A 10,522-nucleotide genomic window follows, 5' to 3' on the forward strand; every position below is an offset into this window, starting at 1 on the left:
CGGCGGCTCGGAAAAAACTTTGACGTTTCTCCCATCCGATCCCGGTGGGGCTCCGAACGACTGTCAACGCCACGGAGAGGCCGTGGCAGTGTTCTGAAGGAGCTTGAGATGTTCAGCACCAAGAAGAAGGTCACCGCAGCCATCACCCTCGGCCTTGCGAGCGCATTCCTGCTCTCCGCATGTTCCATGGGCGGCACCACCGAAGAGCCGGCAGAGTCGACGGCCCCCGAGTCGTCCGAGACGATGGCTCCCGAGACCGAGACGATGGACCCGGCCGCGAACCTGGTCGGCCCCGGCTGCGCCGCATACGCAGAGGCTGTTCCGGACGGCGCAGGATCCGTCGAGGGCATGTCGCTCGACCCGGTCGCCACCGCAGCATCCAACAACCCGCTGCTCACCACGCTCGTGGCCGCAGTCAGCGGACAGCTGAACCCCGACGTCAACCTCGTCGACACGCTGAACGGCGACGAGTTCACCGTCTTCGCACCCGTCGATGACGCTTTCGCGAAGATCGACCCCGCCACCATCGAGGCACTCAAGACCGACAGCGCCACGCTGAGCTCGATCCTGACCTACCACGTGGTCCCCGGCCAGGTCGCACCTGACGAGATCGCCGGCATGCACACCACCGTCCAGGGTGCTGACCTCGAGGTCACCGGCAGCGGCGACGACCTGATGGTCAACGACGCCACCGTCATCTGCGGTGGAGTCCAGACCGCCAACGCGACCGTGTACCTCATCGACACGGTCCTGATGCCCCCGGCCGAGTAAGGCCCGGGAACGCCGAGGCGGACACTCGGTAAGCCGTCCCACCTCTCGGGGGAGGTCGGTGGGATGGAGAAGGAGCCGCTGACGACACGTCGTCAGCGGCTCCTTCTTTGCGCCCTAGACTGGAGGGGCGGGCCTCTAGCTCAGTTGGCAGAGCATCGGACTTTTAATCCGCGGGTCGTGGGTTCGAGCCCCACGGGGCCCACCGTTTATCACCACCGGCCGGATCCGGCCACCCCCTTCACTCCGTCGGCACCCTGCGAGAGAGTCGTGGCGTCCCCATCCGGGACATTCACCCCACGAAAGGACGCATCATGGCGACTCTCACCGACAGCCGAGTGGCATTCCTCGCGACAGACGGATTCGAGGACAGCGAGCTGACCAGTCCGTGGGAAGCGGTGCAGGGCGAAGGCGCGAGCGCCACGCTCATCGCACCGGACGGACAGCAGATCACCGGCAAGAACGGTCACGTGCAGCACGTCGACCTCACGTCCGAGACGGCGAAGGCCGACGAGTTCGACGCTCTCGTGCTCCCGGGCGGCGTCGTGAACGCCGACCACCTTCGGCTCGACAAGGCATCGATCGACCTCGCCCGCTCGTTCTTCGAGCAGCACAAGCCGGTCGCGGTCATCTGCCACGGCGCGTGGATCCTGATCGAAGCCGGCGTGGTCGACGGACGCACGCTGACCAGCTACCCGAGCCTCGCGACCGACCTCCGCAACGCCGGAGCCACCTGGGTCGACGAGGAAGTGGTGGTCGACGAAGGTCTCGTGTCCAGCCGCACTCCCGACGACCTCCCCGCTTTCAACGCGAAGCTGATCGAAGAGGTCGCCGAGGGGAAGCACGCAGGGCAGACCGCGTGATCTGAATTCCCGGCGGTCCGGTGTCAGGCGCCAGCGCGCGCCCTGTGACGCCGGACCGCCGCTCTGTTCGCACAGCGCACCGAGCAGAATCGCTGCCGTCCGTTACGGGTCACGTCGACGACCACGTTCGTGCAGGGTGAGGCCTCGCAGCGACCCAGTCGGTCCATGCCGCGGGTGACGAGGTGCAGCGACGTGCCGACCGCGAAGACGGCCCGGAGCACATAAGGCAGAGATCGCACATCGTCGCGGTAGTGCAGGTGCCAGCCTTCGCCGTCGTGGTTCGTCAGGCGCGGGTATGCCGCAGCTTCCGCCATCTGCGCGTTGAGGATCTCCGCGCGAGAGTCCGGATCCGCCGCGTCGACGATTCGCAGCCAGTCGTCGACCACCTCTCGGACCCGTTCATGGTCGTCGGCGGCGGGAGGGAACGTCATCGTCATCCCCATCTCGAGGGTGCGCTCCTCGATTCCCGCTCGATCGACGGGGAAGTCGTCGGCGAGGGATGCGGCCAGGAGAACCGCATATTCGCCGTAAGGGTTGAGATGCATAAGGCCATTACATCACGCTGGATGCATGACCACGTTGCACACTCTGCCGATCCCTCGCCAGACCGCCACCGCACACGAGCACGCCTGGGTCACCGACTCGCGGCATCCGACCAGCGAAGGCGTCGTCGTGTACGTCCGCTGCGCCGACTGCGGCACGCATCGCGTCGACCTGCAGGCGCACCCGCTGATGCCTTCCTCGGCGATCAGCCGCGAGACCTCGGACTGAACCACTGATCAGACAGCGACGATCTCGCCGTTCCGCGGCACCCAGTCCTGCTCTCCTTCGCGGAGAAAGGCGAGCGGGAACCCCCGGCCGTCCTGCTCGGTCGCGTGCGAGTTGCCGAACAGCTCTGTTCCGTGGCTGGGGACGCGCGACGCCGGGCTGTTCTGCACGATCCACCGCCCCGTGAAGGGCAGGGCCCACGTGAACGGCTCCCTCTCGCTCACGCGGTCAGCTCGGCGAGCTTCCGGACCGTGCGGAGGTTGCGCGCCGTGCCTGCGACCCCGAGCGCACGATCGAGGACGGCCTTGGTGAGCCTCGTGCTGTGCACACCGCCCTCGGCGTACTCGATCCACAGATCGTCGCCGACCAGCGCGATCCGCTCCCCCGGCACGAGCCGCTCCTGCAGCGCCTCGACGGCCCCGGGCGCGGCCGGCGCCTCGAGGAACATCGCGTGCAGCAGCTTCTCCGACGCTCCGCCGAACGGGTGCGCATCCAGGGCGTGCACGAGGTCGTCGTGAGTCCTCCGGATGACCGGGGTGTCGACGTCGAACTCGTCGGCGATCAGCTCCCGGACCCGAGCCCTCACCGACGTCGGATCATCCGGATGCTCGCACACGATGTTCCCACTCGCGATGTAGGTCGAGACCTCACCCAGCACCGGAGCGATCACCTCGCGCAGCTGTGCCATCGGCACTCGATTGCGGCCCGATACGTTGACCGCTCGCAGCAGCAGGACGCTGCGTGTCACGCAGAGTCGCTCTCGACGAGCACGGCACCCGCATGGGCGAGTTCTGCGAGAGCCGCCGCACTCGGCCCCGGTGCGACACCCGCGATCAGGTCGGTGAGGATGCGCACTCGGACGCCGTGCGCCACCGCGTCGAGCGCAGAGGCCCGCACGCAATGGTCAGTGGCGATGCCGACGACGTCGGCCTCGAGGACACCCGCGGCGGTGAGGATCGAGCCGACGGTGTCTCCCGTTTCGGTCGCGCCCTCGAACATCGAGTAGGCGGGGCGACCCTGCCCTTTGTGCACATGGTGCGTGACGGCATCGGTCACCAGCAGCGGGTCGTAGTCGGCGCCGGGCGTGCCTGCGACGCAGTGCACGGGCCACGTGTCGACGTAGTCCGGCGCCTCTCCGAAGTGGCCGCCGTTGTCGCCTTCGGCGTCGTGCCAGTCGCGCGAGGCGATGATGACGTCGTACTCAGTCGCATGTGCGGCGAGGAACGCTGAGACAGCGGATGCCACGGCATCGCCGCCGTCGACGGCCAAAGCGCCGCCCTCGGTGAAGTCGTTCTGCACATCGACGATCAGAAGCGCTCTGCTCATGGTCTGAGCGTACGCCGCCCTCGCGGGTCTCCCCAAGGCAGGAAACCAAAAGGCCCCGAGATGTTGTTCACATCACGGGGCCTGCTGGAGCCGCTTGTCAGAATCGAACTGACGACCTTTTCATTACGAGTGAAATGCTCTGCCGACTGAGCTAAAGCGGCGCGATCATCGATATTACCCGTTCCGGAGCCGCACCGCGAATCGAGCCGCGATCACTCACAGCGGACGTCGCTCTCGGGCACGACATCGTCGAGGAGGAACGCCTCGACGGCGCTGTCGACGCACGTGTTGCCCTTGTTGTATCCGGTGTGGCCTTCGCCCACGCGGGTGATCAGCACGCCCTCGTCGAGCTGCTCGGCGAGCGACTCGGACCACTCGTACGGGGTCGCCGGATCGTTGGTCGTGCCGACCACGAGGATCGGGCCCGCACCCTCGGCGTTGATCTCGCCTCGCGTCCCGGTCGGCGGGTAGGGCCACACCGAGCAGGAGTCGGGACCGTTCCAGTACGGAGCGATGGTCGGTGCGCCGTCGGCGATCCTCTTCTCGGTCGCCGCCTCGGCCGCCGGGTCGTCCTCGACGGGATAGTCCATGCAGTTGTAGGCGCGGAAGGCTTCGCTCGAGTTGTCGAGATAGGTGCCGTTCTCACGTCCGTTGTAGAAGTCGGCGAGGAAGAACGCCGTCGTCGGATCGCCCTGCAGGGCCTCGTCGAGCGCCTGCGTGAGGTACTGCCAGCTGTCCGCCGAATACAGGGCGGCGATGATCGCGGTCATCAGCGAGTCCGCGCCGAGCATGCGCCCGTCGCCGTTCTCGAGCGGGGACGCGTCGACGCTCGCGAGCAGTGCACCGAGATCGGCCATGGCCTCGTCGACCGTGCCGTTGAACGGGCACTCGCCCGAGTCGAGGCAGTTCTGCATGTACGCGCGGAGGGCCGATTCGAATCCGAGCGCCTGGGTGGCACCGACATCGAGCCCCGAGACGGCGGGGTCGATCGCACCGTCGAGCACGAGCCGGCCCGCTTTCTCGGGGTACAGGTCGGCGTAGGTCGCACCGAGGAAAGTGCCGTAGGAGTAGCCGAGGTAGTTCAGCTGCTTGTCGCCGAGCACCGCGCGGATCAGATCCATGTCGCGTGCGGCGTTGATCGTGGTGACGTAGGGCAGGATGCCGCCGCTGTTCGCCTCGCACGCGTCGGCGAACTCCTTGTGGGCCTCGAGCAGCTCGGCCTCCCACTCCGCACTCCCCCGCTTGCCTGCGGGGATCGTGTAGAGATAGTCGTCCATGCCTGCAGCGTCGAAGCACGTCACTGCGGTCGATTCTCCGACGCCGCGGGGGTCGAATCCGATCACGTCGTAGTTCTCGATGAGATCGGCGCCGACCGCGAAGTCGAGACTGTCGCGGATGAGCTCGACGCCGCTGGCGCCAGGACCACCGGGGTTCGTCAGCAGTGAGCCCTGAGCCGTTCCCGTCGCCTGGTGGCGCACGACGGAGAGGGTGATCTCGCCCTCGCCCGGGTTCTCCCAGTCGAGCGGAGCGGTCACCTCGGTGCAGTCGAACCCCGTGCCGCACTCGCTCCAGGTGAGCGTCTGGCCGTAGAACGGCAGCAGGTCTTCTGCCACGCCTTCGGTGTCTGGCGCGTTCGTGGTGGACGGCTTCGGCTCGGCCTGCTCGGGGATCATCGAGTACAGGCACCCGGAGAGGGCGACCGAGGCCGCGGCGAGGCCGGCGATCACGGCGACGGCACGTCGGATGCGGGAAGTCGGTCGATTGTTCACGGTGTCCTCCCGCTCGTGACAGTCACGAGCAAGCTCTCGAGGGCGAGCAGCGGTGCGACGTTGCGCTCCAGCGACTGGCGTGTGTCGGCAAGGTGGTCGAGTACGACAAGAGTACGGGTCTCCGGCCAGGCCGCAGCCAGCGCGGCCAGGTCTTCGCGAAGCTCGCGATTGATCAGCTCGTCGTCACGGCCGAACTGCAGCATGACGACATCACGGAAGAGAGACTGCAGATCGGTGAGGACTCTGTCGATCCCGTCACGCAGACTTCGGGTCGCACGCTTCTTCTGGTCGTCCTCCAGCGCGGAGATCTGCGTGCGCAGGGCCGGCGGAACGGCCTGCCCCTCGGCGATCCCGACCATACGCAGCAGGGATGCGCGCTCGGCCGCGTCGCGCTCGGCGGTGAGCGCCTTGGCGTCGTCAGTGGCCGCCTGGATGATGCGGCCGGCGACCTCGACGGCGTCGCTGACACCGCGAACCCCCAGCACAGACCGCAGGGTCTCGTCACGGCGGCGGCGGGCAGCCTCATCGGTGGCGAGTCGCTGGGCCATGCCGATGTGCCGTTGCGCATGACGAGCGGCCTGCTCGGCGATGCCCTCATCGACCCCTGTGCGCAGCGTGATCAGACGTGCCACGTCTGCGACATCGGGCTCGCGCAGTCGCAGTGAGCGCACGCGCGAACGGATGGTCGGCAGCAGGTCGGCTTCGCTCGGGGCGCAGAGTATCCAGACCGTCTGCTCTGGCGGCTCTTCGAGAGCCTTCAGCAGCACGTTGGAGGTGCGCTCGACCATGCGGTCGGCGTCTTCGACCACGATCACGCGATAGCGGCCGGCAGACGGGGCGAAGTACGAGCGCTCGACGAGCGCACGAGCCTCCGCGATCGTGATGATGACCTTGTCGGTGCGCAATGCCGTCACATCCGGATGCGTTCCCGCGAGAACCTGACGCATCGACGCCTCGTCATCGGGGTGGTCCGCCACGAGCGCTGCGGCGAAGGCGTGCGCGAGCGTGGAGCGCCCCGACCCGGGCGGACCCGTGATGAGCCAGGCGTGCGACAGCGCGGAGGGATCGGATGCGGCGTTGCGAAGCGTGTCGACCGCGGCATCCTGCCCCCACACATCGGCCCACGGGAAAGGTGCGGCGACAGTCTGGGGCATGCCCTCAGCCTAATCGGGAGCACCGACGTGCGCGGCAACCGTCCCCGTCTGCGAGGGGCGCACAGGCGGACGGCGTGCTGTGCGGAAGGCTCAGCCGATCAGCGTGGCGACCCGCTCGCGGATCTGCTCGGCGATGACCTCGGGCGTCGCTGCGGCGTCGAGAACCAGGAAACGATCCGGCTCGGCCTGCGCCAGAGCGAGGTACGCGTCGCGGACTCGCGCGTGGAACTCGTTCTTCTCGGCTTCGAGTCTGTCGAAGGGCTTGTCAGCCGAGTCGAGTCGCACACGCGCCGATTCGGGATCGAGGTCGAGCAGCACGGTGAGGTCGGGCAGCGCGCCCTCGGCGGCCCACAGCGACAGGCCGCGGATCTCGTCGCCGTCGAGCACTCGCCCTGCGCCCTGGTAGGCGACGGATGAGTCGAGATAGCGATCCTGCAGCACGACCTCACCGCGGGCGAGAGCAGGCCGGACGATCGTCGCGACGTGATGCGCGCGGTCGGCGGCGTAGAGAAGAGCCTCGGCACGCGGCGCGATGTCCCCACGATGGTGCAGCACGATGTCTCGGATCAGCTGGCCGACCTCCGACCCGCCGGGCTCGCGGGTGCGCACGACGGTTCGCCCTTCATCCGTCATCCACTGGGCGAGGAGGTTCGACTGCGTGGTCTTCCCCGATCCGTCTCCGCCCTCGAGGGTGATCCAGATTCCGGGACCTGATGTCACGAACGGGCCTTCTTCGCGGCGTTCGCGGCACGCGTCGCCGCGGCCTTCTTGGCTGCTGCAGACCGTGCGGCGGCCTTCTCGGCATCCGTCCCGGTCGACTTGGCCGGCGCCTTCTTCGCCGCGGGCTTCTTCGCGGCAGGCTTCTTCGCGGCAGGCTTCTTCGCGGCCGGCTTCTTGGCTGGCGCCTTCTTCGCGGCTGCGCCGCGCTTCGGGGCCGGACCCTTCGCGCGCTTGTCGGCGAGCATCTGCACGGCGATCTCGAACGTGATGTCTTCGACCTTCTGGCCGCGAGGGATCGTCACGTTCGTCTCTCCGTCTGTGACGTAGGCACCGAAGCGACCGTCGCGGATGCGGATCGGCTTGTTGCTGACGGGGTCGGCCTCGAACTCGGCGAGCGCGCTGGACGCACGGCGGGACCCTGCGCCGTATTTCGGCTGCGCGTAGATCTCGAGCGCCTTCTCGAGCGTCACGTCGAAGATCTCCGACTCGCTCTCGAGCGATCGGGAGTCCGTGCCCTTCTTCAGGTACGGACCGAATCGGCCGTTCTGTGCGGTGATCTCCTCGCCGCTCTCGGGGTCGGCGCCGACGACCCGCGGCAGGCTGAGCAGCTGCAGGGCGGTGTCGAGGTCGATCGTGTCGACCGACATCGAGCGGAAGAGTGAGGCGGTGCGCTGCTTGGGCGCGACGGCCTTCTTGGCTCCCCGCTTCGGCTTGGGGGCGTCGACGACCTCACCGGTCGCCTCGTCGACGGCGGCATCTTCGGACACCGGGTCGTTCTCCTGCACATAGGGACCGAAGCGTCCGTCCTTGACGACGACGATCTTGCCGTTGTCGGGGTTGGTGCCCAGCACCCGGTCGCCGGCGACCGGCGCGTCGATGAGCTCCTGCGCCTTCGCAGCGGTCAGCTCGTCGGGGGCGAGATCCTCGGGCACGTTCACGATGCGCGGCTTCTCGTCGGGCGCCTCGGGGTTCGCGACCTCGAGGTAGGGACCGTATTTGCCGAAGCGCAGCGTGGCGGTGTCGGTGATGGGCGTGGAGTTGAGCGCCCGCGCATCGATCTCGCCGAGGTTGTCGACGGTCTGACGCAGACCGACGTGCGAATCGGAGCCGTAATAGAAGGAACGCAGCCACTCGACGCGCTTCTGCTCGCCTCGCGCGATCGCGTCGAGGTCGTCTTCGAGCGCCGCGGTGAAGTCGTAGTCGATCAGGTCGGCGAAATGCTCTTCGAGCAGACGGACCACGCTGAACGCCAGCCAGGTCGGCACGAGCGCCTGGCCGCGTTTGGTCGCGTAGCCTCGGTCGATCACTGTGCCGATGATGCTGGCGAACGTCGAGGGGCGGCCGATGCCGTGCTCCTCGAGCGCCTTGACCAGCGATGCCTCGGTGTAGCGCGGCTTGGGGGTCGTGCGGTGCCCCTTGGCCTCGGACTCCGACATGCGCAGTTCGTCGCCGACGGCGACGACCGGGAGCGACTGGTTCTCGTCGGTGTCCCTGTCGTTGCGCTTCTCGTCGCGTCCTTCTTCATAGGCCTCGAGGAAGCCCTTGAAGGTGTACACGGTGCCCGACGCGGTGAACTCGGCGTTGCGCCCCGCGGCGTCGACCGCGATGGTGACGGTCGTTGTCTCGTACTTCGCATCGGCCATCTGACTGGCGACGGTGCGCTTCCAGATCAGGTCGTAGAGACGGTGCTCCTCGCGGTCCAGTTCCGAGGAGACGGACTTCGGGGTGCGGAAGTTCTCGCCCGAGGGACGGATCGCCTCGTGCGCCTCCTGCGCGTTCTTGCTCTTCGACTTGTAGGCGCGCGGCTTCAGCGGCACCGCGGTGTCGCCGTAGAGCGCGACGGCCTGGCTGCGCGCGGCTTGCACGGCCTGGGTGCTCAGCGCGACGGAGTCGGTTCGCATATAGGTGATGTAACCCTTTTCGTACAGCCGCTGCGCGACGCTCATCGCCTGCTTGGCGCTCATCGAGAGCTTGCGGCCCGCCTCCTGCTGCATGGTGGAGGTGGTGAACGGCGCGTAGGGGCTGCGGGTTCCCGGCTTCGCCTCGACCTTCGTGACCGAGCCTGTGCCGGCGGCGTCGACGGCGAGTGCGAGCTCAGCGGCCTGCTTCTCGTCGAGGATGACGACGGCCTTCTTGAGCTTTCCGTTGTCGTCGAAGTCGGTGCCTCGGGCGAGCTGGCCGCCGTCGACACGCACAAGACGAACCTTGAACGCTGACGACGACGACGCGAGCGCCTCGACGTCCCAGTACTCGGCGGAGACGAACGCCATGCGCTCGCGCTCTCGTTCGACGATCATGCGGGTGGCGGCGGACTGCACGCGTCCGGCAGACAGGCCCGTCTTGACCTTGTACCAGAGCACGGGCGATACGTCCCAGCCGTACAGCCGGTCGAGGATGCGGCGGGTCTCCTGCGCGTCGACGAGGTCGGTGTCGAGCTCACGGGTGTTGCCGATGGCCGCCTGGATCGCGTCCTTCGTGATCTCGTGGAAGACCATGCGCTTGACGGGGACCTTCGGCTTCAGAGTCTCGAGCAGGTGCCAGGCGATGGCCTCGCCTTCGCGGTCCTCATCAGTGGCGAGCAGGAGCTCGTCGGCGGTCTTGAGCGCACGCTTGAGTTCGGCGACGGTCTTCGTCTTGCGATCGGAGACGACGTAGTAGGGATCGAAGTCGTTGTCGACGTCGATCGAGTACTTCCCGTACGCCTGCTTGTCGGCGGCGGGGATGTCCTTCTTGTCTGCGAGGTCGCGGATGTGGCCGACGGAGCTGAGCACCTCGTAGCCATCGCCGAGGTATCCCTGAATCGACCGCATCTTCGTCGGGGACTCGACAATGACGAGCTTCTTGCCTTCAGCCAAGGGAGCGTCCTTTCTTCGAAGCACACCATACACACCGCCGTGATGGGTTGGTCACAGTGGTCGCCTGCATTTTCGCCGGAAAGTGCTCGTGCCGCCGTCAGGATCCCTCGGGTGGCCCAGCACGGGCTCGGGAGACGGCAGCGAGTCCAGCGTACGCCGCGTTCACCTGCACAGTCGCCACGAAGCCCTCGACGGCACACTCGGTGAGGGCCGCGCCTGAGGCAGCCGCGACCCGCGCGGCGAGGGCGCACGGGTCGTCGGCCGTGACGATCGCACCGCTGGCCGCGTCGGCCGCGGCG

11 protein-coding genes, 2 tRNA genes and 1 pseudogene are annotated in these 10,522 nt (G+C 67.6%); 4 read left to right on the forward strand and 10 right to left on the reverse strand.

Annotated features, from left to right (window positions below; genetic code table 11):
* Positions 1-108: 108 nt before the first annotated feature.
* The 3 genes from OPU70_RS05960 (at position 109) to OPU70_RS05970 (ending at position 1,631) form a co-directional block, all read left to right on the forward strand.
* Positions 109-771 (forward strand): fasciclin domain-containing protein, encoded by a 663-nt coding sequence (locus tag OPU70_RS05960; protein ID WP_042539725.1) that lies wholly within the window; start codon positions 109-111, stop codon positions 769-771.
* 129 nt (positions 772-900) lie between these two features.
* Positions 901-973 (forward strand) — tRNA-Lys (locus OPU70_RS05965).
* A gap of 109 nt (positions 974-1,082) precedes the next feature.
* The gene (locus tag OPU70_RS05970; RefSeq protein WP_042539723.1) at positions 1,083-1,631 is read left to right on the forward strand and encodes a type 1 glutamine amidotransferase domain-containing protein; all 549 of its coding nucleotides are present in this window, start codon (positions 1,083-1,085) and stop codon (positions 1,629-1,631) included.
* Between the two features lie 23 nt (positions 1,632-1,654).
* Here OPU70_RS05970 and OPU70_RS05975 read toward each other — a convergent pair whose 3' ends face one another.
* Positions 1,655-2,176 (reverse strand): CGNR zinc finger domain-containing protein, encoded by a 522-nt coding sequence (locus OPU70_RS05975; protein ID WP_042539721.1) that lies wholly within the window; start codon positions 2,174-2,176, stop codon positions 1,655-1,657.
* 25 nt (positions 2,177-2,201) lie between these two features.
* On the opposite strand from OPU70_RS05975, the gene OPU70_RS05980 reads away from it, so the two are divergent.
* Positions 2,202-2,402: a hypothetical protein gene (locus OPU70_RS05980; protein WP_498557325.1), complete on the forward strand. Its 201-nt coding sequence runs from the start codon at positions 2,202-2,204 to the stop codon at positions 2,400-2,402.
* An 8-nt stretch (positions 2,403-2,410) separates the two neighbouring features.
* On the opposite strand, the gene OPU70_RS05985 is transcribed toward OPU70_RS05980, so the two are convergent.
* The 9 genes and pseudogenes from OPU70_RS05985 to OPU70_RS06025 form a co-directional block, all read right to left on the reverse strand.
* Positions 2,411-2,623: a hypothetical protein gene (locus OPU70_RS05985; RefSeq protein ID WP_498557326.1), complete on the reverse strand. Its 213-nt coding sequence runs from the start codon at positions 2,621-2,623 to the stop codon at positions 2,411-2,413.
* Positions 2,620-3,147 (reverse strand): DUF1697 domain-containing protein, encoded by a 528-nt coding sequence (locus tag OPU70_RS05990; RefSeq protein ID WP_498557327.1) that lies wholly within the window; start codon positions 3,145-3,147, stop codon positions 2,620-2,622. The genes OPU70_RS05985 and OPU70_RS05990 overlap by 4 nt, the downstream gene beginning before the upstream one ends.
* Positions 3,144-3,725 (reverse strand): isochorismatase family protein, encoded by a 582-nt coding sequence (locus OPU70_RS05995; RefSeq protein ID WP_367823525.1) that lies wholly within the window; start codon positions 3,723-3,725, stop codon positions 3,144-3,146. Before OPU70_RS05995 ends, OPU70_RS05990 begins: the two co-directional genes overlap by 4 nt.
* 85 nt (positions 3,726-3,810) lie before the next feature.
* A tRNA-Thr gene (locus tag OPU70_RS06000) sits at positions 3,811-3,886 on the reverse strand.
* A 51-nt stretch (positions 3,887-3,937) separates the two neighbouring features.
* Positions 3,938-5,494, reverse strand: coding sequence for an alpha/beta hydrolase (locus OPU70_RS06005; RefSeq protein ID WP_042539711.1), 1,557 nt, complete (start codon positions 5,492-5,494; stop codon positions 3,938-3,940).
* Entirely contained in the window at positions 5,491-6,648 is a 1,158-nt protein-coding gene (locus tag OPU70_RS06010) for a DNA polymerase III subunit delta' (protein ID WP_309690395.1), read from the reverse strand. The genes OPU70_RS06005 and OPU70_RS06010 overlap by 4 nt, the downstream gene beginning before the upstream one ends.
* Positions 6,649-6,738: 90 nt before the next feature.
* Positions 6,739-7,368, reverse strand: a complete 630-nt coding sequence (gene tmk / locus OPU70_RS06015) for a dTMP kinase (RefSeq protein WP_498557328.1) — start codon at positions 7,366-7,368, stop codon at positions 6,739-6,741.
* Positions 7,365-10,223 (reverse strand): type I DNA topoisomerase, encoded by a 2,859-nt coding sequence (topA, locus tag OPU70_RS06020; protein ID WP_498557329.1) that lies wholly within the window; start codon positions 10,221-10,223, stop codon positions 7,365-7,367. Before topA ends, tmk begins: the two co-directional genes overlap by 4 nt.
* A 97-nt stretch (positions 10,224-10,320) precedes the next feature.
* A pseudogene (locus OPU70_RS06025) lies at positions 10,321-10,522 on the reverse strand (helicase); the annotation flags it as partial.

Source organism: Microbacterium sp. SWDP-B6 (genome assembly GCF_059803615.1).